Here is a 26,403-nt window from a genome sequence, read left to right as displayed (position 1 = left end):
CCGGCCCCTCTGTGTCAGTCGGCGTCCACGACCTCGCGGACGGCCGCCAGCCAGCCGTCCGCCAGCCGCCGGGCGGTGGCCTCCTCGAAGAGCCGGGTGTCGTACTTGAGGAAGGCCTTGAACCCGTCGCCGTCCTGGTAGACCTCCAGGGCGAGGGGGTACTCGCCCGGGTAGGGCAGGTCGTCGAAGGTGCGGAGGTCCAACTCGCCGGGCCCGGTGGGGGATCCGTCGGTCAGCAGCCGGGCACCGTCGAAGTTCTGGAACAGGAAGTTGGTCCGCACCAGGGTGGCGGGGTCGCCGCCCCGGGCCCGGGTGATCTCGGCCAGCGGGTAGGCGCCGTGCTCGATCCCGGCCACCACCCGGCGGTGCAGCGACCGGAGTTGCCCGGCGATGTCCGCCATGGCGGTGGAGCGGATCGGCAGGCAGTTGGCGAACTGGCCGACCACGTCCTGGAACCGCTCCTCGTAGCGGGCGGCCGTGGTGACGCCCGTGATCAGCTCCTCCTGACCGGTCGTCCGGTGGAGCAGCCGGGTGTAGGCGGCGAGCAGCACGGTCGAGACGCTGACCCGGTGCCGCTTCGCGGCCGAGGCGACCTCGGTGGCGAGCTCGGCCGGCAGCCGCAGCGCGATCGCCTCCGCCCGGGGCAGCCGCCCCGCGACCGGCGGACGGTCGTAGGGCAGGTCAAGCGTCCCGTCCGCGCCGTCCAGCTCCGCGAGCCAGTGGTCGCGGTGGCGTCGGCCGCGCGGGCCGGACAGCAACTCCTGCTCCCAGGCGACGAATTCGCCGAACTCGGCGCCGCGCAGTCGACCCCGGCCGAGGTAGCAGTCCCGCAGGGTGCGGACCAGCACCGCCGTGGAGGTGCCGTCCAGCAGGATGTGGTGCGCGGTGAGCAGCAGCAGAAGCCGGCCGTCGGGGAGGGCGACCAGGTGGGCCCGGACCAGCGGTCCGGCGGCCAGGTCGAAGGGCACGCCGACCAGCTCGCGCAGCGCGGCCAGCCGGCCCGCCCGGCTGGTGGCGGTGAGCTCGACCCGGGTGAAGGACGGGCCCCGGGCCGGATCCACCGCCAGGTACGGGACGCCCGCCCGCTCGGTGATCACCGCGCCCAGCAGCGGGTGGATCCGGGACTGCTCCCGGACCGCGCGCTCCAGCGCCGCCTCGTCGAGCTCGCCGTGCACCTCGAAGAGGATCGGGAGGTGGTAGGCGATGGACTCCGGGCAGCGCAACTGGTCGCGGTACATCGTCAGTTGCCCGCTGGACAGCGGCCACTGGCGGCCGGTGGCGGCGCCGGTGAGGCGGGCGCAGAGGGCGTCGACGCTCTCGGCCTCGAACAGCAGGGTGGGGGAGACCTCCTCGCCGAAGTCCTCGCGCAGGGCGTTGGTGAGCTGGAGGACCAGGATCGAGTCCAGGCCGTAGTCGGTGAGCGGCGCGGAGGCGTCGATCCGCTCGGCCGGGATGCCGAGGACGGTCGCGGCCTTGGCCAGGATCAGCGCGGCCGCATCGGCCTGCGGCGTGGCGACGGGCGTGGCCACGGGCGTGGCCACGGGCGTGGCGGCGGGCGGGGCGGCGGGCACAGCCGCGGGTGGCGTCGCAGCAGGGGCTGCGGGCAGGGCCGTCGGCGGTTCAGCCACCGGCTGCCGGGACACCCCGTCGCTCTCCGCCGCGATGACCTGCTGCCCGAGCGGCAGCGCCCGGGACACCGGGAAGACGACGCTGCGGAAGCCCTCGCCGGCCAGCACGTCCCGCCAGCTCTCCGGCGACAGCGCCGGCGAGCCGGGAATCCGCAGAGACCGGTCGTCGAACAGCCACCAGCCCTCCAGCAGGCCGAAGGTCACATGGCTGAACAGGTCGAACGCCGACAGCTCGTTCAGCAGCAGCCAACCCCCGGGCCGCAGCGCCGCCTTGGCGTTGCGCAGGGTGGTGCGGGTGTCCCTGGTCGCGTGCAGCACGTTCGCCGCGACGACCAGGTCGAAGGCGCCCTCGTCGATCTCCTGCCCGGCCAGCGGCCGCTCGATGTCGAGCAACCGGCAGTCCAGGTACGGGACGTCCGGACCATAGGAGGCCCGAGCGTGGTTCAGGAAGGCCTTGGACACGTCCGTGTAGACGTAGCGCTCGATGCTCCCCTCGTACGGCTGGAGGGCCTTGAACATCCCCACGCTGGTGCCGCCGGTGCCCGCGCCGATCTCCAGGACGCGCAGCCGGGCGTCCGGCTCCCGGCGCAGCCGGTCGGCGACCAGGGCGGCGGCCGTCCTGGCCATGGCGCGGTTGAACAGGTCGGCGACCTGGTTGTTCCGGTAGCAGCCCTCCACCAGCTCCATGGAGCCGCGCGGGAACATCACGTCGGTGGGCCGGGTACGGCCGGTCAGGATGTCCGGCAGGGCCCGGAGCATCGCCGAGGCCAGCCGCAGCTCCGCCGCCCGGTCGGCGTCCACCGACCAGCGCTCGCACTGCCGGTCCCAGCGGGCCAGCACGACATCCACCGGATCGGCCGGCACCAGGGCCGGCTCCGAGTGCTCCCACCACTGCGCGTACTGCGGCAGGACGGATGCGCGGTCGACACCGGCCAGTTGGGCGGCGAGGACCTTGGCGATCCACGGGTCCCGCTCGGCCCGGCGCCAGCGGACGACCTCGTCCAGGTCGGCGCCGGCGTCGTCGAAGCCGGTCGGCAGCGCGCCGGGAAGCGGCAACGCGGCCGGGCCGGGCGCGGCGACCCGGGTGGCGCGGTCGAAGTTGGGCAGGGTGTTGCGCCGGTCGGTGCGGATGTAGGCGAGCTGGCGCTGCGCGCCGCCGAGCAGGGCGTCCAGCGCGGCGAGCCCCTCGGGCGGCTCGATCGACACCAGCCCGACCCTGGTCATCCGCTCCCGGTAGAACTCGGAGGTGACGCTGCCGAGCCCGCCCCACCAGCCCCAGTTCATGGTGCGCACCGGGGTGTCCCAGTGCCGGCCCAGGGCGTGGGCGTAGGCGTCGCTGAAGGTGCAGCCGGCCGCGTAGTTGCCCTGGCCGGCGGCGGTGGTGAAGGACTGCATCGAGGACAGCAGGACGGCGAAGTCCAGTGGCTCGCCGTCGAAGGCCTCGGCCATCGCGGTCGTCACGTCGACCTTGGCGCAGAGGGCGGCGCGCAGGTCGGCCTCGTCCATCCGGGCGAAGGTGCGGTCCCGCAGCACCAGGGCCGCCTGGACGACGCCGTGCACCCGGGGGTGCTCGCGCCGCACCTCGGCCAGGGCCCGGCGCAGCGCGGCCGGGTCGGCCGCGTCGGCCTGGAGGTAGCGGACGTGCTCGGGCCCGCCGGCGGTACGGATCCGCTCGGTGATCTCGGCGTCCCGCGCCCGGCGGCCGATCCAGGTGACGTGGGCGCCGTGCTGGTCGACCACCTGCCTGGTCCACGCCGAGCCCAGGCCGCCGGCGCCGCCGATGACGACGTACACGCCGCCCTCCCGGTAGACCGTGCGCTGCGGGGCCTCGCAGGGGGCCCAGCGGCGGGCGAGCCACTGGCCGGCCCGGCGGACCCAGGAGTCGTCGGGGCCGTCGGCGGGCAGTTCGGTGAGGTCGGCGGGCCAGCCGGAGCCGTCCAGGTCGACCCGGCGCACGGTCCAGTGGCCGTACTCGCGGCCCAGCGAGCCGAACAGGCCGTGCAGTCCGGCGTGTGCGGGCTGGACGGCATCGTCCGGGTGGGTGGCGAGCGAGCGGGTCGTCACCAGGGTGATGCCGAGCGGTTTGGCGTCGTAGCCCGCCGCGATCAGCGCCTTCACCAGGCGGAACGCCGCGACCACGCCGTCCTGTTGGGCGGCGGTGTAGCCGGCGGCGTCGGTGGGCGCCAGCTTGCTCTCGGGCGCGGCCCACACCAGGTGGTCGATCGGGCCGAGGCCGCGCAGCGCCGCCGTCGCCTCCTCGATCGTCGCCGAGGCCGGCAGCGGCCAGCCGAGGGCGCCTTCGAGCGGGGTCGGGCCGCCGACGACCAGGACGCGGTCGGAGGGGGAGGGGACGCGGGGGCCGGTGGCGGGGAACGGGTCCCAGACCGGGGCGTAGAGGGCGGGGTCGGCGGGCTCCTCGGCGCGCGGTTCGGCCTGCGGTCGGGCCAGGGGTTCGGCCTTCTCGGCCTTCCGCTCGGCCTTCGGTTCGGTCCGGCGGGAGCTGTAGCCCGTCAGCCGCACTCGGACCTCGCCGTCCTCGTCCACCAGGTCGATGTCGAGCCGGCCGAGCGGCCCGGCCCCGATGCCCCGCACCACGGCCGTCATGGCCGGGACGCAGGGGGCGAACAGGTCGAGCCGTTCCAGCGCGAACGGCACCGCGGTGTCGCTCAGTCGCGTCAGGTGCGCCGCCACGGTGGCCTGGATCGCCGAGTCCAGCAGGGCGGGGGCCAGCGCCCCCGGCTCGGCGGAATCGGGCAGGGCCAGTTCGGCGAGGACCGTGTCGGAGCCCACGTGCGCCCGTCGGATCGCCCGCAGGCTCGGGCCGTGCTCGATGCCCTTCGAGCGCAGCGCCCGGTGGATCTGTTCGCCGGTCACCGTCTCCGGGCAGTTCGCGCGCAGCGCGGCGAGGTCCACCCGGGCCGGGCGCGGCGCGTCCGAGTGCGCCACCGTGCCCTCGCAGCGGACGGTCCCGCCGGTCGAGACTTCGAACCGGTGGCCGCCACGGGCCGTCGGGCGCAGGTCGACCAGCACCTCGACGGGCTCCTCGCCGACCTCCAGCGGCTGGACCCAGGTCACATTGGTCATCCGGAGCCGGGTGCCGCCCAGGGCGCGGCGGGCCAGCTCCAGGTGGGCGACGGCGGGCAGCAGGTGCCGGCCCTGGACGACGTGGTCGCGCAGCAGGCCGTCCGTACGGGCGAGGGTGAGCCGGTCGCGGCCGGCGGCCGGCCCGTGCCGGTCCCGGGCGAACGGGTACGTCGGCAGCGGGACGAGGCGGGCCGCGGGCGGAGCCGGGGTGTCGGCGGCCGGGCGGGCGGGGGCGGTGCCGTCGAGGACCGCGAGCAGCTCGGCGGTGTCGGAGACCAGGCAGGCGAAGCGGTGCTCGAAGCGCTTGCGGCCGACCCAGAGGGTGTGGGCGAGGTCGCCCAGGCCCACCGAGGGGTGGGCGCGCAGGTGGGCGGCGAGGCGGCGCCGCTGCTCGGCGAGCTGGTCCGCCGTGCGCGCCGACAGCACCACCGGGAGGTCGGTGCGCGGCGCCGGCGGCCGCTCGACGGGCGGCGCCTCCTCGATCACGACATGGGCGTTGGTGCCGCTGGCGCCGAACGAGCTCACCACGCCGCAGCGCGGACCGCCGACTTCGGGCGAAGTCCAGTCGCGGGCCTGGGTGTTGACGTAGAACGGGCTGCCGGACAGCGGCACCGCCTCGTTGGCCGCCTCGAAGTTCAGCGAGGCGGGGATCCGCCGGTGCCGCAGTGCCAGCAGGACCTTGAGGACGCCCGCGATGCCGGCGGCGAACTGGGCGTGCCCGATGTTGGTCTTCACCGAGCCCAGCGCGCAGTACTCGGTGCGGTCGGTGCGGGCGCGGAACACCCGGTCCAGCGCCCGGAATTCGATCGGATCGCCCAGCGGGGTGCCGGTGCCGTGCGCCTCGACCAGGCCGATCCGCTCCACGTCGACGCCACAGCGCTCGTACAGGTCGCCGATCAGGCTCTCCTGGGACACCGAACTGGGGGCGGTGATCCCGTTGGTGGCGCCATCCTGGTTGACCCCGACGGCCCTGATCACGCCGTGCACGTGGTCGCCGTCCGCCAGGGCGTCGGCGAGCCTCTTGAGCACCACCACCCCGACGCCCTCACCGGGGACGAAGCCGTCCGCCCGGTGGTCGAAGCTGTGGCAGCGGCCGCTCGGGGAGAGCATCCCGGCGCGCCCGGCGAGCCCGTACAGCCGGGGTGTGGACTGGACGAACACCCCGCCGGCCAGAGCGATCTCGGTCTCGCCGGACCAGAGGTCCTTGCAGGCCAGGTCGAGCGCCACCAGCGAGCTGGAGCAGGAGGTGTCGACGGCGATCGCCGGGCCCTTGAGATCGAGGGCGTAGCTGACCCGGCTGGGGATCACCGAGGCCATGTTGCCCCACAGGGCCTGCGCGGGGGCGTCCTGGTCGAGCAGCTCCAGGTAGTCCCCGGCCCAGGCGCCGACGTACACGCCGCAGCGGCGGTGCTCCATCCGGCCCGCGTAGCCGGCGTCCTCCAGGGCCTTCCAGGACTCCTCCAGCAGCAGCCGCTGCTGGGGGTCCATCGCGGCGGCCTCGGTGCCGGAGATGGTGAAGAACATCGCGTCGAACTCGTCGATCCGGTCGAGGAAGCCGCCCCGGGTGCAGGGGCTGACGCCGTCGAGCCCGAAGCGGGTGGCGCCGGTCACCAGGTCGTCGCCGTGCTCCAGGCGGGTCCAGAGGTCGTCCAGCGAGTCGGCGCCGGGGAAGCGGCCGCTCATGCCGACGATCGCGATCGGGCCGCGCCCGGGGGCTGGGTTGGCAGGTGCGGGTGCGGGTGCGGGTACGGGTGCGGGGGCGGGTTCGACGGTACGGACGGGTTCCTCGGCACGGGCGGGTGCGAGCGCCTCGCGGTGCTCGGCGAGCAGGTGCGCGGCCAGCCGGTCGACCGTGCTGTGGTCGAACACCACCGTGGTCGAAAGGTCCAGCGAGAGCGCGGTGTTGAGCTCGTGGACGACCCGGACGGCGAGGATGGAGTCCAGGCCGAGGTCGGCGAAGGCCAGCCCGTCGAGCACCTCCGAGGCGTCCATCGCCAGGGCGGCGGCGACCTTCTCCCGCACCAGGGCGGGCACCAGCTCGTCCAGGTCGACCGGCTGGGGCTCCCTGACCGCTACCGGTGGTTCCGGTACGGGCGCGGCAGCGGGTACGGATACGGCCACGGGTGCGGCAGCGGATACGGGTACGGATACGGCCGCGGCAGCGGATACGGGTACGGATACGGCCGCGGGCGCGGCAGCCGGTTCGGCCCCGGCCGGGGGCAGGTCGCCGATCCAGAACCGCTCCGCGGCGAACGGGTACGTGGGCAGCGAGACCGTCCGCCGGGCCCGCGGGTACAGCCGCCGCCAGTCGATGTCGACGCCGGACGCCCAGAGCGCCGCGACCTTGGACAACTCCCCGGCGGCGCTCCACCGCTGGATGAGCAGCTCCTGCAACTCGCCGTCCGAGGCGAGCTCCGCGAGCAGCCCGTCGGAGGCCCCGGCGCTGCCGCGGTGGCCCCGGCCGTCGCGCAGCGCGGTTCGCAGCTCGGCGGTCGACGAGACCGCGACCGCGTACCGCTCGGCCATCGCCTCCCGGCCGGTCTGGAGCGTGTAGGCGACGTCGGCCAGTGGCGTCCGCGGCTCCCGGTCCAGGAACGCGGCCAACCGGTCGACGGAGGCGGTGAGTTGCTCGGGTGTCCGGGCGGACAGGACGACGACCTGCTCGGCGCCGTCCTCGGTGCCGTCTGCGGGTTGCACGGGATACTCCTCGACGATCACGTGCGCGTTGGAGCCGCCGGCACCGAAGGAGGACACCGCGGCGATCCGCGGCCCGTCACTGTGCCAGGGCGCCAGTTCGCGCTGGAGCCGGAAGGGGGAGGACTCGAAGTCGATGTTCGGGTTGGGCTGTTCGGCGTGCAGGGTGGGCACCAGCTCCCGGTGTCCGAGTTGGAGCAGCACCTTGGTGAGGCCCGCCACGCCGGCCGCGGCCTCCAGGTGTCCGATGCCGGACTTCACCGAGCCGAGCGCGCAGTACTGCCGGTCCGCGGTGTCCTGTCGGAACGCGCCCGTCAGCCCGGCGACCTCGATCGGGTCGCCCAGCTCGGTGCCGGTGCCATGGGCCTCCACGTAGCCGATCTGCCGGGCCGAGACGCCGGCCCGGTCGAGCACCTCGCGGATGAGCGCCGACTGGGCGGTCGGGCTCGGCACGGTGTAACCGGTGCTGCGCCCACCGTGGTTGACGCCGGTGGCGCGGATCAGTCCGAGCACCCGGTCCCCGTCGGCCAGCGCCCGGGACAGCGGCTTGAGCAGCACGCAGCCGGCTCCCTCGCCCGGGACGAACCCGTGGCCGCCGGAGCCGAAGCTGCGGCAGTACCGGTCCTCCGAGAGCATGCCGGAGCGGCACAGCTCGACGTAGTCCAGCGGGTGGGAGTAGACGTTGGCGCCACCAGCGATCGCCACCTCACAGGCACCGCTGCGCAGTTGCTCGCAGGCCTCGTGGATCGCGGTGAGCGAGGCCGAGCACATGGTGTCGACGGTCAGGCTCGGTCCGCGCAGGTCGAGCAGGTACGAGACCCGGGCGCTCAGCGAGGCGAACGACAGCCCGGGGACGACGAGTTCGCCCGAGGGCAGTCGGCCCGCGCCGTGCCGGGCGTGCCCGACCTTGGTGACGCCGGCGAACACCCCGACCCGGTGGTCGTGTTGCCGGGCGAGGCGCGCCCGGGTGTACCCGGCGTCCTCCAGCACCTCCCAGGCGGCCTGGACGAACAGCCTCTCCTGCGGGTCCATCGCGTAGGCGTCGCGCGGGGCGATGCCGAAGAACCGCGGGTCGAAGTCGGCGAATCCGTCCAGGAATCCGCCCCACTTGCTGTAGCTGCGACCGCCGGCCACCGCCGTGTTGCGGTCGGCCTCGAAGAAGCCGTCCAGCGGCCACCGGTCCAGCTCCCGGACGCAGTCACGGCCGGAGCGGAGGTTCGCCCAGAACGCCGTCAGGTCGCTGGCGCCCGGGTAGCGGCCGCTCAGCCCGATGACGGCGATGGGCTCGTCGGGGGCGGTGGAGCGCTGCGCCGGTGCGGGCCGGGGGGCGGGCTCCGGCTGTCGGTCGCCGCCGAGCTTGGCGGCGACCGCCCGCAGGGTGGGCTGCTCGTAGAAGAGGGTCGAGGAGACGCCGGGGTAGAACGGGGCGAGCGCGCGGTTGAGCTGGATCACCATCACCGAGTCGAGGCCGATGTCGACGAACGACCGGTCCGGATCCACCGCCTCGGGGGCGAGCTTGCTGACCTCGGCGAAGACCTGGCGCAGGTGGTCCAGCACGGCCGGGGACGCCGGCACGGGCCCCGGTGCGGGAGCGGACACGGGCGCCGGTACGGGGACGGGCGCGCCGTGGTGGACCCAGACCTGGTCCGCCCCGGTGTGCCAGGCGTCGACCAGGGCGGCGAGCCCGGTCTCCGTCGGCATCGGCAGCAGCCCCCGGTCCTCCCACAGATAGGCCCGGGTGCGGTCGTCCACGGCCATGCCGCCGTCCCGCCACAGCGGCCAGGCGACGGAGAGCGTCCGGCCGCGCCGCTCGCCCCGGGCGACCGAGGCGTTCCGGGTGGTGGCGAACTCGTCCAGGAAGGCGTTGGCGGCCGCGTAGTCGCACTGCCCCGGGTTGCCGGTGATCCCGGCGCCGGAGGAGTAGGCGATCAGGAACTCCAGCGGGCAGTGCTCGGTGGCCCGGTCGAGATGGACGAGGGCGTCCGCCTTCGAACCGAGCACCTCCTGCCACTGGGCCTCGGTCTTGTCCGTGAGCAGGGCGTCGCGGACCACACCGGCGGCGTGCACCACCCCGGTGACCTCGCCCGCCTCGGCGACGAGGTGGCGGACCTCCTCCCAGCGCGAGAGGTCGGCCCGCACGTAGCGCGCCACCGCGCCGGCCCGGCGCAGCTCGTCCAGCAGCGCCGTCACGCTCTCGTCGGCCGGTGAGCGGCCCGCGAGGACGAGGGTGGGCCGCCGGACGTCGGCGGCGATCCGGCGGGCCGTCGCGGCGCCGATGCCGCCGGCCCCACCGGTGACCAGGTAGACGCCGCCGTCGCGCCACGGCGGGGCGGAGTCGGTGGCGGAGGGGGCGACAGGGCTCCAGGTGCGGGTCTGCCGGACGCCGTCGAGATAGCGGACCAGGTCGTCCGCGCCGTCGGCGTTCTCCTCGACCGCCGCCGCCATCGCCGCCGGGCGGGCGGCCGTGGCGCGGTCCAGGACGATCGCCTGGCCGAGGAATCCGGGGTGCTCCTTGGCCACCGAGCGCAGCAGCCCGGCCAGGGCGGCGGTGTCGGTGACCACCTGGACCAGCGCCGTGCCGCCCTCGGCCGCCAGGGGCCGGACGGTCTCCAGCAGCTTCCAGGACAGATCGCGGAACCGGCTCTCGGGCCGCCGCTTGGCCGTGTCCAGCCGGATCGCCCCGGGGATGTCCCCGTCGACGCCGCACAGTACGACGATGCGGCGCTCGTGGCGGTCGCGGCGGTCGTGGCGGGGGCTCGACGCAGTGGCGGGCGCGGGAGCCCAGCGCGGGGTGGAGAGGGTCGTGACGGCCTCCTGCGCTTCGGTCGACGTGGCGGTTTCCGGCGCGGCGGCCGTCGGTTCGGGCCGCGGGTACCAGAACCGGTCCCGGGCGAAGGGGTAGCCGGGCAGCCGCAGCCGGGCGGGCGACGGGCCGCCGTCGGACCACTGCGCCAGGCCGACGTCCTCACCCGCGAGCCAGCGGGCCAGCCGGCCGGCGGCCGGGCCGCGCTCGCCGGTGGCCACGAACGCCCGCAAGCAGTGCGCGAGTTGGTCGACCGAAGAGACCGTCCAGCCGACCCGTTCGGCCATCTCCTCCCGGCCGGCCCGCAGGGTCCAGGCCAGCGAGCGCAGGGACACCCCGTCCGAGGCCTCCAGGAAGGCCAGCAGATCACGGGCCCGGTCGGTCAACTGCCCTGCGGTGCGCGCCGACAGCGGCACCAGGACCTCCCCGGCGGGCTCCTCCCCGCCCGGGTGGGCCGGGACGTACTCCTCGACCACGACATGGGCGTTGACGCCGCCGAAGCCGAAGCTGCTCACCCCGGCCCGGCGCGGCGCGTCCCGGCCGTCCCGGTCGCGGGGGCGCGGCCAGGGCTCGTTCTCCTGCACCAAGTGGAAGGGCCCGTCGGCGAGTTCGACGAACGGGTTGACTCGCCGCAGGTGCCTGGTCGCGGGCCGCACCCCGTGCCGGAGCGCGAGCAGCACCTTCAGCAGCCCGGCGATGCCCGCGGCGGCCTCCAGATGCCCGATGTTGGTCTTGACCGAGCCCAGCCCGCAGGCGCCGTCGTCGCTCCGGCCGAGCCGGCGGAACGCGGTGCGCAGCGCGCGGACCTCGACCGGGTCGCCGAGGGCCGTGCCGGTGCCGTGGGCCTCGATGTAGCCGATGGTGTCCGGGTCGAGCTCGCCGACCGCCGCCGTCACCAACTCGGCCTGGGCGTCGGCGTTCGGCGCGGTGAGCGAGTTGGCCCGTCCGCCGTGGTTGTAGGCGCTGCCCCGGAGGACTCCGAGGATCGGGTCGCCGTCCCGCTCGGCCGCTGCCAGCGACTTGAGGACCACGGCCCCGACGCCCTCGCCGCGCACGTAGCCGTTGGCGTCGGTGTCGAAGGTGCGGCACACGCCGTCCGGGCTGAGCATCCCCGCGCGGTGGGCGCTGACGAAGGTGCCGGCGTCCAGCAGGACGTTCACCCCGCCCGCGATCGCCAGCTCGCAGGCGCCGGAGCGGATGGCCTCCATGGCGCGGTGCACCGCCACCAGCGAGCTGGAGCAGGCGGTGTCGATCGGCTCGCTGGGGCCGCGCACGTCGAGCAGGTAGGAGATCCGGTTGGCCAGGATCGCGTGGGTGTTGCCGGTCGCGGTGAAGGCGTCCGGCCGAACCCCGTCGGCGGTCAGCAGGGTGGCGTAGTCGTTGCCGGTGACACCGATGAACACCCCGGTGTCGGCGGGCAGTTGGCCGGGCCGGAGGGCGCTGTCCTCCAGCGCCTGCCAGACCGTCTCCAGTACCAGGCGCTGCTGCGGGTCCATCAGTTCGGCCTCGCGCGGCAGGATGCGGAAGAACGCCGCGTCGAAGGCGTCGACCTCGCCGAGGACGCCCATCCGCCGGGGGAAGTCCAGGGCGGTGATGGCCCGGCGCCGCGCCTCGTCGTACCGGTCCAGCGGGAAGTCGGTGACGGAGTCCGCCCCGGCCAGCAGGTTCGCCCAGAACTCGGCGAGGTCGCGGGCGCCGGGGAAGCGGCCGGCCGCGCCGATCACGGCGATCGGCGCGCGCGGGTCCATGTCGGGACGGACCGGACGCGGCTGCGGCCGCGGCTCGACGGCGGGCGGCGGCGGTACGGCCGTCGCCACCGCTACCGCGGGTGCGGCCGTCGCCACCGGTACGGCGGGTGCGGCCGAGACGCCGTACTCCTCGGCCAGGTGGGTGCCCAGCGCCTCCAGGGTGTGGAGGTCGAAGAAGACGGCCGGGCTCACCTTGGCGCCGAACCGCTCCTCGATCTGCCGGGCGAAGGAGACCAGCGAGATGGAGTCGAAGCCGAACTCGTCCAGGCCGCTGCGGGGATCGAGCTCCGAGGGCTCGAACTTCAGCAGCCCGGCGGCGATCTCGCGCAGCGCGTCCACCACCCCGGAGGCCTTGGGCGGCTCAGGCTGAACTTGCTTGACGGAAGCGGCAGTCGGGGCGCTCGCCTCGCTGCCGCACCGCACGCCGTCCAGCACCCCGAGGACCTCGCCGGAGCCATCGGCCAGCACGATCCGCCCGCCGTCGAAGGCATCGAGGGCATCGAGGACGAGGTGGGCCACCGGCCCGCCGGCCCGGACGCTGACCGCCCCGATCCGCTGGGGTGCGACGCGCGGCCAGTCGGTCTCCCCGGCCCGGCGCGCCGTCCACTGCACGCCGAGGGCGATCGCGGCGAGCACGGACGGTTCGATGCTCACGTTCCGTCGGACGTGGTCCTGCTGGAACTCGGGGCGGGAAAGGTGCAGCACGGTCCGCCCGTCCGGGGTGGTGGACACCCCGTCGACGGCGCAGGAGGCGGGTCGGGGCACGACCCCGCCCTCGGCCAGTTCGGCGAGGAAGCCCGCCCGGTCCAGCAGCGGCCTCAGCCCGCCGAGGTCGATCCGCCCGGTGGGCGCGGTGCCCGCCCGTACGGTGAACTCCACGGCGGGAGGCCCGTCCCCGGCCCGCACCAGGCCGCGGCCGTCGGCGAACTCGGTGACCAGGCGCTCGGTGGCCGCCCAGTCGATCGGCCGTAGCACCCGCAGGTCGTGGACGGCCGGTTCCTCGGCGTACCCGGTGACCTTCGCGGTGGCGAGCGCCAGGTCCAGCGCGAAGGTGGGCGCCACGACGGGCAGCCGGTCGTGCCGGTAGGTGTAGTCCTGGAGGTCGTCGAGCCGGATGTCGGCGGTGTAGCGCAGGCCCCGCACGTCGGACTCGTTGCGGCCCAGGAACGGGTGCAGCCGCTCCCGGAAGGCCAGCGGGGCGAGCACCGACGGTGCGTCCGGGTCCTGCTCGATCCAGCAGCGCACCTTGTCGAAGGGGTACGGGGGCAGCGAAACCCTTCGGGCGGAGGGCAGTTGGTCCCAGTCGACGCTGCGGCCCGCGAGCCAGGTCCGGGCCGGCTCGTGGTCCGGGACGTCTCGTCGCCCCGCCAGGTAGCCGTCCACGGCGGCCAGCGCGGCGGCCCGGTCGGCGGCCACGAAGGCCCAGCGGTGCGGTAGTTCGTTCTTGCCCACCCGCAGGGTGAAGGCGATGTCGGGCAGGTCGGCCTCGCGGGCGGTGGCCACGTAGTCGCGGAAGACGGCCAGATAGCGTCCGAGAGCGGCCTCGTTCATCGCGGAGAACACGAACAGCTGCTCGCCGAACGGTTCTTGGCGCACCGGCCGGGGCGGGTACTCCTCCAGGATGATGTGCGAGTTCATGCCGCCGGCGCCGATCGAGGTGATCCCGGCCCGGCGCGGGTGGGTGACCTGCCGGCCGTCGACCGTGGTGACCACCGGCTGCCAGTCGGCCAGGGTCTGCTGGACCCGGAACGGGGTGTCGGCGAAGTCGATGTCCGGGTTGAGCTCCGTGCTGTGCAGCGAGGGCACCAGCTTGCCGTGCCGCAGTTGGAGCAGCACCTTCGCCATGCCCACCATGCCGGCGGCGGCGAGCAGGTGGCCCAGGTTGGCCTTGACCGAGCCGAGCGCGCAGAACTGGCTGTCCGCGGTGGACTTCCGGTACGCCGAGGTGAGGGCGCGCACCTCGATCGGGTCGCCCAGGGCGGTGCCCGAGCCGTGGCCCTCGACGTAGCCGATCGTCCTCGGGTCGATCCCGGCGTCCTCGACGGCCTTCTCGACCGCGCGGGCCTGCATGGCCGGGCTCGGCACGGTGAAGCCGTTGCGCACACCGGCGTTGGACAGGGCGGTGCCCTTGATCACGGCGTACACCTGGTCGCCGTCCCGTTCGGCGTCGGCCAGCGGTTTGAGCACCACCGCGCCGACGCCCTCGCCGAGGATGGTGCCGTCCACGCCGACGCCGAAGCTGCGGATCACGTCGGAGGTGCCGGTGGTGAAGTGCTCCTCCGAGGAGGTGATCAGGTTGTACGGGTGCAGCAGCAGGTTGATGCCGCCCGCGACCACCATCTTGCACTCGCCGGCCCGCAGCATCTGCACGGCCTGGTGGACGCAGGTCGAGGAGGCCGAGCACATGGTGTCCAGGAAGATCGACGGGCCGGTCAGGCCGTAGAAGTAGGACAGCATGTTCGGGATCGTCCCGGTGTAGCTGCCGCTCTGCGGCGCGCCCCGGGTGAGGCTGTTCTGGAAGCCGTACAGGTTGTAGTGGTTGCTCATCGTGCCGACCAGCACGCCGACGTCGCCCTGGTAGCGCCGCCGGATGGTCTCCCGGGAGTAGCCCGCGTCCTCCAGCGCCTGCACCCCGGCCTGGAGGAACAGCCGTACCTCCGGGGACATCTGCTCGGCCTCGCGCTTGGAGATCCGGAAGTACCGGGGGTCGAAGGCGTCGATGTCGCGCAGGAAGGTGCCGGTGCGGATCACGCTCTTTCCGCGGACGGACCGGTCGCTGTCGTGGACGATCCGGTGGTCCCAGCGCTCGGCGGGGACCTCCTCGAAGCTGTGCCGGCCGTTCTCCAGCAGCTCCCACAGCTCGTCGAGGGTCTCGGCGCCGGGGTAGCGGCCGGATATCCCGATGATCGCGATGTCGTGCCGGTCGTCGCGGGGCCTGGCCGGCTCCACGGGCGCCGCGGACTCGGTGCTGTGCTGCTCGAAGGCGCGCGGCGGCTCGGCAGCCTCCAGCGGCTCGGCAGGCTCCCGAGGCTCGGGGGCCTCCAGGGGTTCGGGGGCCGCCGGCTCCGCCTCGCCGAGGACGGCCGCCAGCTGCTCCCGCCGGGTCGCCACGAAGTGGGCGGCGACGTCGGCGATGTTCAGATACTCGAAGAAGATCGTCTTGGAGAGCGGCCCGAACAGCTTCTCCAGCTCGGTGGTCACCCCCATGATGCTCAGCGAGTCGATGCCGTACTCGATCAGATCGGTGCCCGGATCGAGGTGCTCCGGCGGGTGGCGCAGGACTTCGGCGACGATCCGCCGCAGCAGGTCCTCCGTCCGCGCCGTCAGGTCCCCGCCGTCGGCGACCTCCCGCGTCGGCGCCGCAGCGGGCGGCGGAGGCGTGGCGGGACGGGCCGCGAGCGTGGCGCCCGCGCCGTAGCCGACCACCAGGTGGGCCGGGGCGTCGGCGCCGAGCGCCCGGCCGAGGGCGCGCAGGCCCGCCTCGGTGGGCAGCGGCTCCCAGCCCCGCTCGCGGCGCATCGCCTCCCGGCCGGCCTCGTCCATCGCCATGCCGCCCTCGGCCCACAGCGGCCAACTCACCGCGACGGTACGGCCGCTGCGCTCCCCGGCGTCCACCAGGGACTGCCGGTGCGCGGCGAAGGCGTCCAGGAACGCGTTGGCCGCGGCGTAGTCGGACTGGCCCGGGTTGCCGTACACCCCGGCGACCGAGGAGAAGAGGACGAAGTGGTCCAGACCGAGGTGGCGGGTGGCGGCGTCCAGGTTGAGCGTGCCGCGGACCTTCGGCGCCGTCACGGTACGGACGTCGGCCAGGTCCTTGCGCAGCAGGTACTGGTCACGCAGCAGCCCGGCCGCGTGGAAGACGCCGTGGAGCGAGCCGTGGTCCCGCAGGATCGTCTCGATTGCGGCGTGCACCTGCTCGGCGTCGGTGACGTCCACCGGCAGGTAGTGGGCGTCGACGCCGTCCGCCCGCAGCGCGTCGAGCGAGCCGGCCGGGGAGCGGCCGCTGAGCACCACGGTGGCCTGCGCCCGGCCGAAGTAGCGGGCGAGGTGCGGGCCGATGCCGCCGAGGCCACCGGTCACCCAGTACACCCCGCCGGTGCGCAGCTCCGGGACGGCCGGGCCGTCGCCGAGCGGCAGCTCTTCCGGTTCCAGGACCTGCCGGACGCCGTCGGCACGGCGGCGCACCTCGCTGTCGGCGCTCTCGTCGGCGCACTCCTCGGCGACGATCCGCTCGATCGCGGCCCGGTCCGCGGCCGCCAGGCCGTCGACCCGCACCACCCGGCCGGAGACCAGCGGGTTCTCCAGCGCGACGGTGCGGAACAGGCCCGCCAGCGGCCGGTGGAAGTGCGCCGGGACCCGCCCGTCCACCAGCACCACGAACCGGTGCTCGGTGGTGGGCCGGTCGGCCAGCACGGCCCGGACGGCCGCGAACACCGCGTCCGTCACGGCGTCGATGCCCTCGGCCGGGGCGGCGGGGGCGACCTGCGGCAGCTCGGGGGTGTGGACGGTGCGGACGGTGCCGCCGGGGGAGGCCGGGCGGTCGATCCACCGGGTGGTGGCGGTGACGACGCGCGAGCCGGAGGCGGTGGCCCCGCGCGGGCCGGACCCGGCGGTGGTTCGCTGGGTGAGCCCCCGGAGGGTCGCGTGGACCACGCCCTCCCGGTCGCACAGGTCGATGTCGAAGGTGGCCACGGCCCCCGAGCCGCCGCTGCGCCGGACGGACGCCCAGCTCTCGGCCGGGCACGGCCGGTGGACCAGGACCTCGTCCAGGGCCAGCGGCAGCGTCGGACCGTCCGAATCGCCCATCAGCGTGACGGAGACCTGGAAGGCCGCGTCCAGCAGGCTCGGCGGCAGCAGGTGCCCGCCGTTCTCGGGCTCGGTCGCCCGGATGCGGGCGAGCGCCCGGCCCGCGCCGGTGCGCAGCTCCCGCAGGGCGCGCATGGCCGGGCCGTACTCCAGGCCCTGGGCGCGCAGCCGCCGGTGGATCTCCGCCGGGTCGGCCCGGTCGGGGCAGGAGGCGCGCAGCGCGTCCAGGTCGAGCGGGGCCGGCGGCGCGGGCGGGACGAGTTCGGCGTGGCCGGTGGCGTGCAGCGTCCCGTCCAGACGGAACTCGACGGCGATCCCCTGCTTCCTGGGCGTCAGTTCGACCAGCACCTCGGCGGGTCCGTCGTCGACGGTGACCGGCCGCAGCCAGGCCACGTCGCGCAGCCGGACGGTGCCCTCGGCGGCGGCCGAGAACTCCACCGCGGCCCGGGCCATCTCGACGTAGGCGGCGGCGGGCAGCACCCGGCGGCCGCCGACCCGGTGGTCGTCCAGGAAGGGCTCGGCGCCGGTGAAGACCGAGGTGTAGCGCTGCTGCGCCAGGTCGGAGGTGTTGCGGTGGACGAGCGGGTGCAGCTGCCCCGGCACCGCGGCGCCGACGGGCTCCGGCACCCGGTACCAGTGCCGGTCCCGGGCGAACGGGTAGGTGGGCAGCCGCACCCGGTGGGCGCCGGGGTGGTGCGGCCAGCGCGCCTCGCCGCCGCCCAGCCAGTCCTCGACCGCGGCCGTCACCTCCGGCGCGGCACCGGCCGGGTCGGCGTGCCCGCCCGCCGGGAGTTCCCCGGTGGCGAGCGACTCCAGGGCGGCGACCAGCTGTTCCCGGTCCGCGACGACCAGCGCCGCCCGGACGGCCAGCGGCTCGCGGCCGACCCGCAGGGTGTGGGCGATGTCGGCCAGGCCCAGGCGGGGCCGCAGCGCCGACTCCGGGGCGAGCAGGTGCTCGCGCAGCTGCCCGGCGAGGGCGCGCAGCCGCTCGGGGCTGCGGGCGGACAGCGGGACGACGTACGGGCCCGGGCCGTCGGTGGGCGCGGGCCGGTCCTGCGGTTCCTCCAGCAGGACGTGGGCGTTGGTCCCGCCGAAGCCGAAGGAGCTGACGCCGGCCCGGCGGGGCGTGCCGTCGGGGGCGGGCCAGGGCCGGGTGCCGTCGACGATGTAGAAGGGGCTGCCGTCCAGGGAGATCAGCGGGTTCAGGGCCTGGAAGTTGACGGTCGTGGGCAGTTCGCCGGCCGCCATGGCGGCGACCACCTTGACGACGCCGGCCACTCCGGCGGCGGATTCCAGGTGCCCGATGTTGGTCTTGATCGAGCCGATGCCGGTGGTGCCCGGGGTCGGCCGCGTCCCGGCGGCCTCGTGCAGGCTGCGGAAGGCGCGCTTGAGGCCGACCACCTCGATCGGGTCGCCGACCGGGGTGCCGGGCCCGTGCGCCTCGATGTAGCCGACCGTGCCGGGGGCGACGCCGGCCCGGGTGTAGACGTCCTCGATCAGCGCGGCCTGGGCCGTCGGGCTGGTCACGGTCAGCGAGTTGGTCCGGCCGCCGTGGTTGGTGCCGACGCCCCGGATCACCCCGTGGATCGGGTCGCCGTCCGCGAGCGCCCGGGCGAGCGGCTTGAGCAGCAGCACCGCCCCGCCCTCGCCGCGGACGAAGCCGTCGGCGTCCTGGTCGAAGGCGTGCGCCCGGCCGGTGGGGGAGAGCATGCCGGCCTTGCTGAAGGCGATGAAGGTCTTCGGGGACCAGCACAGGTTCACGCCGCCGGCCAGCGCCAGCTCGCAGTCCCCGTTGTTCAGCGCGGTCACGGCCTCGTAGAGCGACACCAGGGAGCTGGAGCAGGCGGTGTCGTTGGCGATGCTCGGGCCGTGCAGGTCGAAGTAGTAGGACAGCCGGTTGGCGACGATCGAGTAGGCCGTCCCGGTCGGCAGGTAGGCGTCGGTCGGTACGTTGTCGCGTTCGATCAGCTCGGCGTAGTCGGCGTGGCACAGGCCCATGAAGACGCCGGTGCGGCTGCCGGCGAGGTCCTTGGCGCGGTAGCCGGCGTCCTCGATGGCCTTCCAGGCGAGTTCGAGGGCGATCCGCTGCTGCGGGTCCATCGTCTCGGCCTCGCGCGGGGAGATGTTGAAGAAGGCGGCGTCGAAGCGGTCGGCGTTCTCGATGAACCCGGCCCAGATGCTGTTGGTCCGTTCGCCGCCGCTGCGGGGGTCGCCGAAGTAGCGCTCCTTGGACCAGCGTTCGGCGGGGACCTCGGTGATCAGCGAGCGTCCGGCGGCGAGGTGGTCGAAGAGGTCGGGGAGGGTGTCGGCCCCGGGGAAGCGCAGGGCGAGCCCGATGATGGCCGTGCCGTCGGTGGTCACCGGGTCTGGGTCTCCTTCACGGTCTGGACGGAACGGCGCCGGTCCACGGTCACCTTGAGGTCGAGCGCCCCGGCCGGGGCGCCGCTGGTACGGCCCGCGCCGTCCAGCACGAACTGGCGGTGGAGCACGGCGGTGGTGAGCAGGTAGACGAAGGCCTGGTCCTCCTTGGTGCTCACCTCCTCGACGGGCGAGGTCATGATCCGGTCCGTCAGGCGGCGGGCGAACCGCTGGTCCAGGAAGTCGAGCTTGCCCAACTCGGCGTCGGACAGCAGTAGTTCGAGGTAGTCCGGGCGGTTCTCCTTGAACGCCTCGCTGCCCGGCGCGCGGTAGGGCTGCTTGGGGCGGGAGGTGGTCCACTGCGGCAGCTCGGCGCGGAACGCCTTCTTCAGCAGCGCCTTCTCGTTCCATCCGTCGTCGAAGCGGAGGTTGACCGAGGAGGCGGCCCGGACGACCGCCGGGTCCAGGAACGGGCAGCGGTTCTCCACGCTGTGCGCCAGCGCGACGCGCTCGCCCTGGGTGGAGAGGAGGAAGCCGGGCAGCAGGGTCTTGTACTCCAGCCACTGGGCCTTCTGCACCGCGGACATGGCCCGGTAGCCCGGCGCGTGGGCGACCAGGTCGAGCAGGCCGGCGAACGGGTCCTCGCGGGAGGCGAGCAGCCGGGCCGCGAACCTGCCGTTCTGGTAGCGCAGTTCGTGGGAGAACAGGCCGGGCATTCGCTCGGTGGCGAACTGCTGGTACAGGCCCAGCAGATGGCTCTGGTGGGCCGGGCCGAAGTGCGCCAGCTCGGGGTGCAGGGTGGCGAGCGCGGCGCGCCGTCCGCTGTCGTCGAGCCGGTGCCAGCGCTCGCGCAGCATGGTCTCCCGGAACAGCGAGTAGCCGAGGAAGGCCTCGTCGGAGCCCTCGCCGCTGAGCACGGTCTTGATGCCGGCGTCCCGGACGTGGCGGGAGAGCAGGAACATCGGGACGAAGGAGGTCCGGAAGGTGGGCATCTCGGCGTGGTACACCGCCGCCGGGAGGTTGTCGGCGATGTCCGCGCCGGTGACCGGGACGGCGCAGTGCTCGGTGCCCAGGTGCTCGGCGACCAGGAGCTGGCTGTCGGACTCGTCGAAGTTCTTGTCCTTGAACGCCACCGAGAAGGTGCGGACCTGGTGCCGGGACAGCTGGGTGGCCAGGCTCGTCACCACCGAGGAGTCCAGGCCGCCGCTCAGGTAGACGCCGACCTCGACGTCGGAGCGCAGCCGCAGCTCCACCGCGGTGCGCAGGCTCTCCCGGACGAACTCGACGGCCTGCGCCTCGGTGCCGTCGAACCCCGGGACGTCGAAGGAGAGTTCCTCGTACGGGTGCAGCGAGCGCCGGTCGCCGTCGACCTCCAGGTAGGAGCCCATCGGCAGCTGGCGGACACCGGCGAAGGGCGTACGGTCGGGCAGCGGCGTCCACACCGCGTAGATGGCGGCGAGGTCCTGCGGGGACAGCTCGAAGCGGAAGCCGGGGAAGGCGCCGAAGGACTTCATCTCGGAGGCGAACAGCAGGGCGCCGCCCTGCTCGGCGTAGTACAGCGGGCGCTTGCCGTAGCGGTCGCGGGCCAGCACGAGCCGGCCGGTCACGTTGTCCCTGATCGCGAGCGCGAAGGGGCCGTTGAAGCGGGCGAAGCAGGCCGGGCCCCACTGGATCCAGGCCTGGAGCGCCACTTCGGTGTCCGAGTGGTCGGTGCGGAACGGGCGGCCGAGGCCCTCCAGCTCCGCGCGCAGCTCGACATGGTTGTAGATCTCGCCGTTGAAGCAGATCCAGTGGCGCTCGTCGGGGTCCGCCATCGGCTGGGCGCCGTCGGCGGGATCGACGATCGCCAGCCGGACGGTGCCCATGGCGAGCCCGTCGTCCAGGTAGTAGCCGGCCTGGTCCGGTCCGCGGTGGCGGATGGTCGACAGCATCGAGGTGATCACCTCGGCGGCCGCTCCGGACGCCGGTGGGGTCGAGAGGAACCCAGCCAGTCCGCACATGAATGGTCCCCCTATATCTCGGCGAGCTTCTTCTGGATGAATACGTCGATCGCGGTGAGCGAGACCAGGACGTCCATCAGGATCTCGTCGCTGTCGATGGTGACGGCGAACTCGGATTCCAGGAACTTCATCATTCTGACGTAGCCGAAGGAGTCGATGACGCCGGCCTTGAAGAGGTCGGTGTCGGGGGTGATCTCCTCGTCGAACTCGAAGAGGAAGCGCTCTTCCAGATAGCTTCGGATGATTTCTGTCGTCGATTCCATCGGTCAGACTCCCTTGGTAATGGCATGGACCATGCGGGTGAGGGCGGTGCCCCCGATCTCGGTGAACTCCGGCGGGTCGCCGGGATCGAGCAGACTTCGGACACAGTCGGTCCAGCGCACCGGGGTGACGAGCTGTTCGGCGAGCAGCCGGGCGGTCTCCTCCGGCCGGTGGGGCCGGGCGGTGACGTTGGAGACGACCGGTGTCGCGGGCGCGGCGAAGGTGAAACCGGTGAGGAACTCCTCGAAGCGCACCCGGGCCGGCTCCATGTACCGGGAGTGGAACGGGGCGCTCACCCGGAGCCGGGCCACCCGGATGCCGGCCTCCTCCAGACAGCCGAGCGCGGCGGCCAGCACCGGCGGGGTGGCCGCGATGACCAGCTGGGAGGGGGTGTTCAGGCCGGCGATGTCGACACCGTCGATCCCATGGGCGGCCAGCACCTCCCACAGACGCTCCTCGGGGGTGTCCATGACGGCGGCCATGCCCCCGTCGGAGGCCGCGGCCATCAGCTCGCCGCGCTTGGCGACCAGCCGCAGCCCGGTCTCGAAGTCGAAGACCCCGGCGGCCAGCAGGGCGTTGTACTCGCCGAGGCTGTGCCCCAGGTAGCAGTCCGCGGGGCGGTCCTCCCGGTGGGCGCGCTCGAAGGAGTGCAGGGCGTTGACGACGAAGATGGCCGGCTGGGTGTACTCGGTGCGGGAGAGCAGGCCGTCCGGGTTCTCGGTGCACAGGGCGGCCAGGTCGTAGCCCAGCAGGTCGGAGGCGAAGGAGACCAGCCCCGGGTAGCGGGGGAAGACCTCGGCCCCCATTCCCTTGTGCTGGCTGCCCTGACCGGCGAAGAGCATGGCGAACACGCGTTCCTCCACTTCGTCGGGGGAAGGTCGGGGAGAGGGGTTGCTCAGGGACGGCCGGTCGAGACCACCGATCTGAGGACGTTCAGCACCGCCCGGCCGCGTCGGCCGAGGGCGAGGGAGGGCGCGGTGGCCACCCCGAGGGCGGCGGTCGGCGCCGGCCCGTCGAGCTGCACCGCGCGGATCCGGCCGCCGTCCAGGGTGGCGGGCCGATGGGTGCGCTGGTAGGACAGGGCGAACCCGCACCCGGCGGCCACCAGGCCGCGGACGGTCTCCGGGCCGGCCGCGGTGATCACCGGCGGCAGCGGGACTCCGGCATCGGCGAAGCACTTCTCGAAGTGGAGCAGCAGCGGCGGGTCGTCGAGGGCGACCAGCGGCCGGTCGGCGAGCCGGGCCAGCGGGACGGGACCATCGTCCCGACTGCTGCCCGGATCGTCCGGGAGGAGGGCCTGAAGGCGCAGTTCGGCCAGCGGGAGGAACCGGCAGCCGCCGCTGAGGAAGTCGTAGGTGACGGCCAGTTCGCACTGCCCCTCCAGGAGCAGGGCGAGCAGCGGGTCGGCCCGCTCCTCATGGGTGCTCAGCCGCAGCCCGGCGTGCCGCTGCGCCGTGATCCGGTGGGTCGGCGGCAGCAGGAACGGGGCGAGCGCGGTGAGGAACCCGATGCCGAGCCGGCCCTCGATGTTGCCGGCCAGGGCGTCCCCCTGCTCCTGGAGGTCCCTGGCCTGCCCGAGCAGCGCCCGGGCGCCGAGCAGCAGGTGCCGCCCGTTGGGGGTGAGGGAGACTCCTCGGGCGTGGTGGCGCAGGAGCAATTGGACGCCGAGTTGGCGTTCCAGCCGCATGATGGCCGAGGAGACGGTCGATTGCGAGGCTCTGAGTTTTTCGGCCGCTTCCGAGATGTTCCCGAGTTCGGCCGATTCGACGAAATAGCGTAGCTGGGTGAGGCTGAAGTCCAGGCGGTCGGTCATTCTTCACGTCCGGAGAAAGCTGTCGGGCGGTATCCGGGAATGCGTCACGCCATGCTTCATGTCATGGACGTGTCAAGCGTGTGAACAGCGCAGGCCAAAGGTGGTTCCCAACCCCTGGAATGCGAGAAGGTGGAACACGGAGCGAAGTGCTTCGTTCACCATAGGCGACAGGTTGACGATCAAACAAGGTCGCCTCGGAGGCCTGGATGTGAAGGACTCGCGGGCGCATCCGGCGGGCGGGATTCCGGCACCCGGCGTCGCGGACCCGGCAAGGATCCGACAGTCAGGCCCTAGGATGCCTGAGTCGCCGGAACGGGCCCGAAGCTCCGCACCGGCGACTCAGGTGACGGCGAGACGAGGGAGCACCGGTGCCCAGCCAGCGGTCCATCAACGAGGCGGAGAGGCTCGTCCAGGCGAAGCTCGGCGGCAGCCCGATCCGCCGGGAGCGGATGGCCGCGGTGGCCAACATCTACCGGGCCGCCTCCGCCGTGCGCCAGCACCTGGAGAACTCCGTGCTGCGCGGCTCGGACCTCACCTGGACGGCCTTCGTGGTGCTCTGGGTGGTCTGGGTCTGGGGCGAGTCCGAGACCCGGCACGTCGCCGAGGAGGCCGGGATCTCCAAGGGCACGCTGACCGGGGTCTCCCGCACCCTGGAGTCGCGCGGCCTGCTGCGGCGCGTCGACCACCCCACCGACGGACGGCTGGTGCTGCTCGCGCTCACCGAGGAGGGTGAGGAGTTCATGCGCGAGGTGTTCCCGGCGTTCAACGAGGAGGAGTCCTTCGTCACCTCGCGGCTGAGCGACGAGGAGTGCGTCAGCCTGGCCGACGGGCTGCGCCGGGTGGTGCTCCAGGTCGAGGAGCAGGGCGAGGAGCGGCGCCGCGCGCTGCTGAACGGCGAGGAGCCGGCCCCGCGCCGCAGCGGCCGGCGCCCCGCCCGCGGCTGATCCCTCAGCCGGCGGCCCGCACCAGGGCGTCGAAGATCCGCTGCTGGGCCGGGTCCTCGTCGGCGGTGTCCTCCGGGTGCCACTGCACGGCGGCGAACCAGCCGTCGTGCCGGGGGAGTTCGACGGCCTCGATGGTCCCGTCGGCGGCCCGGGCGGTGACGGCCAGGCCCTCCCCGAGCAGGTTCACGTGCTGGTGGTGGTAGCAGGACGCCTCGACCCGCTCGCCGCCGGCGATCCGGGCCAGTGCGGAGCCGGGGGTGAGCGCGACGGACTGCCGCACGTGCCGGTGCTCGCGCCCGGGGCCGCCCATGTCCTGGTGCAGGGTGCCGCCGAGCACCGTGTTGACCACCTGGAGCCCGCGGCAGATCGCCAGCAGCGGCATCGCGCTCGCCAGGGCCTGCCGGGCGAGCTCCAGATCGAACGCGTCCTGCTCCTCGTCCACGTCGTAGACCGCCTCATGGGCGTCGGCCGCGCCGTAGCGGTGGGGCGCGAGGTCGCCGCCGCCGGGCAGCAGCAGTCCGTCGAACCGGGCCAGCCGGGCGGCCACTTCGGCCGGATCGGCCGTCCCGCCGGGAGCGTACGGATGCAGGGTGACGGGCTCGCCGCCGGCCCGCCAGACGGCCTCGATCAGGGCCCGGGCGTTGACCTCGGCGGCGTAGCGCAGCGCGGAGGTGGACGCGGCGAAGCGCGCGGGAACGGCGATCAGCGGACGGTGGTTCACAGCTGGATCCAGGTGGTCTTGAGTTCGGTGTACTTCTCCAGGGCGTGGGCGGACTTGTCGCGTCCGTTGCCGGACTGCTTCATGCCGCCGAAGGGCACCGTGAGGTCGCCTTCCTCGTAGCAGTTGACCCAGACCGTACCGGCCTTGAGGGCGCGGGAGACCTTGTGGGCGGTGGAGAGGTCGGAGGTCCAGAGGCCGGCGGCGAGGCCGTACTCGGTGGCGTTGGCGAGGGCGACGGCCTCGTCCAGGTCGTCGAAGGTGAGGACGGACAGGACCGGGCCGAAGACCTCCTCGCGGGCCAGCCGGCTGTCCGGGGCGACCCGGTCGAAGACGGTCGGTCGGAGGTAGGCGCCGCCGGTGGCGGTCAGGGTGCGCTCGCCGCCGGTGCGCAGCCGGGCGCCGTCGTCCAGGGCGGTGCGCACGTGGCCGAGGACCCGGCCGAGGTGCTGCTCGCCGACCAGGGCGCCCATCTCGGTGGCCGGGTCGAGCGGGTCGCCGACCCGCAGGGCGCGGGCGCGCGCCACGACGGCCTCGGTGACCTCTTCGGCGACGGAGGAGTGGACGAGCAGCCGGGAGGGGGCGGTGCACATCTCGCCCTGGTTGAAGAAGATGCCCCAGGCGGCGGTGGCCGCGGCCTGGGCCAGGTCGGGGGCGTCGGGCAGGACGATGTTGGGGGACTTGCCGCCCAGTTCCAGCCAGACCCGCTTGAGGTTGGAGTCGGCGGAGTAGTGCAGGAAGTGGCGGCCGACGGCGGTGGAGCCGGTGAAGGCGAGGACGTCGACGTCGGGGTGCAGGCCGAGGGCCCGGCCGGCCACCGGTCCGTCGCCGGCCACGACGTTGAGGACGCCCGGCGGCAGCCCGGCCGACAGGCCGATCCGGCCGAGCAGCAGGGCGGACAGCGGGGAGTTCTCCGAGGGCTTGAGCACCACCGTGCAGCCGGCGGCCAGCGCCGGGGCGATCTTCCAGCCGGCCAGGGTGAGCGGGAAGTTCCAGGGGACGACGGCGCCGACGACCCCGGCGGGCTCCCGGGTGACGAGGGCGAGGGCGTCCGGGGCCGTCCGGGGGGCCTCGTCGGTGAGCTTGTCGGCGAGCCCGCCGTACCAGCGGAAGGTGGTGATCAGGGCCCGCAGCTCGATGTCGTGGGCGTCGGTGACCGGCTTGCCCATCTCCAGGCTGACGGTGAGCGCCAGCTCCGCCCGCAGTTCCTCCAGGAGTTCGGCGAAGCGCAGCAGGACCCGGCCGCGCTCGGCGGGGGCGAGCCGCGGCCAGGGGCCGTGGTCGAAGGCCCGGCGGGCGGCCGCGACGGCCGCGTCCACCTCGGCCTGGCCGGCGTCGGCGACCTCGGCCAGCACTCGGCCGTCCCGGGGGGAGACCACGGAGAACGTGCCGCCGCCACCGGCCTCGTCGGCGCCGTCGATCAGGTGCTCGACGGCGGGGCGGAAGGCCTCGGCCCGGCGGAGCCAGTCGTCGTGGGTGGCGAGGGTCATGCGGTCCTCCAGAGGGGCATGGGTGGCGCGCGCCCGCTGCTTCGGGCGCGCGCCTC

8 protein-coding genes are annotated in these 26,403 nt (G+C 74.1%); 1 reads left to right on the top strand and 7 read right to left on the bottom strand.

Annotated elements, in window-relative coordinates; genetic code table 11:
* Positions 1-14 precede the first annotated feature (14 nt).
* The 5 genes from QWJ13_RS28515 to QWJ13_RS28495 are packed head-to-tail and all read right to left on the bottom strand — an operon-like array spanning position 15 to position 23,195.
* On the bottom strand, positions 15-19,124 hold the full coding sequence (locus tag QWJ13_RS28515) for an SDR family NAD(P)-dependent oxidoreductase (RefSeq protein ID WP_316528034.1): 19,110 nt from the start codon (positions 19,122-19,124) through the stop codon (positions 15-17).
* Positions 19,121-21,121: an asparagine synthase (glutamine-hydrolyzing) gene (gene asnB / locus QWJ13_RS28510; RefSeq protein ID WP_316528033.1), complete on the bottom strand. Its 2,001-nt coding sequence runs from the start codon at positions 21,119-21,121 to the stop codon at positions 19,121-19,123. The genes QWJ13_RS28515 and asnB overlap by 4 nt, the downstream gene beginning before the upstream one ends.
* An 11-nt stretch (positions 21,122-21,132) precedes the next feature.
* Positions 21,133-21,384 (bottom strand): phosphopantetheine-binding protein, encoded by a 252-nt coding sequence (locus QWJ13_RS28505; protein WP_316528032.1) that lies wholly within the window; start codon positions 21,382-21,384, stop codon positions 21,133-21,135.
* Between the two features lie 3 nt (positions 21,385-21,387).
* Positions 21,388-22,224, bottom strand: coding sequence for an ACP S-malonyltransferase (locus tag QWJ13_RS28500; RefSeq protein WP_316528067.1), 837 nt, complete (start codon positions 22,222-22,224; stop codon positions 21,388-21,390).
* 53 nt (positions 22,225-22,277) lie between these two features.
* Positions 22,278-23,195 carry a LysR family transcriptional regulator gene (locus QWJ13_RS28495; RefSeq protein ID WP_316528031.1) on the bottom strand — a complete coding sequence of 306 codons (918 nt, stop codon included), beginning with the start codon at positions 23,193-23,195 and terminating at the stop codon, positions 22,278-22,280.
* A gap of 368 nt (positions 23,196-23,563) precedes the next feature.
* On the opposite strand from QWJ13_RS28495, the gene QWJ13_RS28490 reads away from it, so the two are divergent.
* Positions 23,564-24,139, top strand: coding sequence for a MarR family winged helix-turn-helix transcriptional regulator (locus QWJ13_RS28490; protein ID WP_316528030.1), 576 nt, complete (start codon positions 23,564-23,566; stop codon positions 24,137-24,139).
* A gap of 4 nt (positions 24,140-24,143) precedes the next feature.
* On the opposite strand, the gene QWJ13_RS28485 is transcribed toward QWJ13_RS28490, so the two are convergent.
* Together QWJ13_RS28485 and QWJ13_RS28480 are read right to left on the bottom strand one after the other, a co-directional pair.
* Positions 24,144-24,860 carry a gamma-glutamyl-gamma-aminobutyrate hydrolase family protein gene (locus QWJ13_RS28485; protein ID WP_316528028.1) on the bottom strand — a complete coding sequence of 239 codons (717 nt, stop codon included), beginning with the start codon at positions 24,858-24,860 and terminating at the stop codon, positions 24,144-24,146.
* A complete protein-coding gene (locus tag QWJ13_RS28480; RefSeq protein WP_316528027.1) occupies positions 24,857-26,347 on the bottom strand; it encodes an aldehyde dehydrogenase in 1,491 nt (496 codons plus the stop codon). Before QWJ13_RS28480 ends, QWJ13_RS28485 begins: the two co-directional genes overlap by 4 nt.
* Positions 26,348-26,403 lie beyond the last annotated feature (56 nt).

This window comes from Kitasatospora brasiliensis (assembly GCF_032654805.1).
GTDB lineage: Bacteria > Actinomycetota > Actinomycetes > Streptomycetales > Streptomycetaceae > Kitasatospora > Kitasatospora brasiliensis.
Note: the sequence above shows the minus strand (reverse complement) of the source record. Positions and strands in the feature narration are given on the sequence as shown.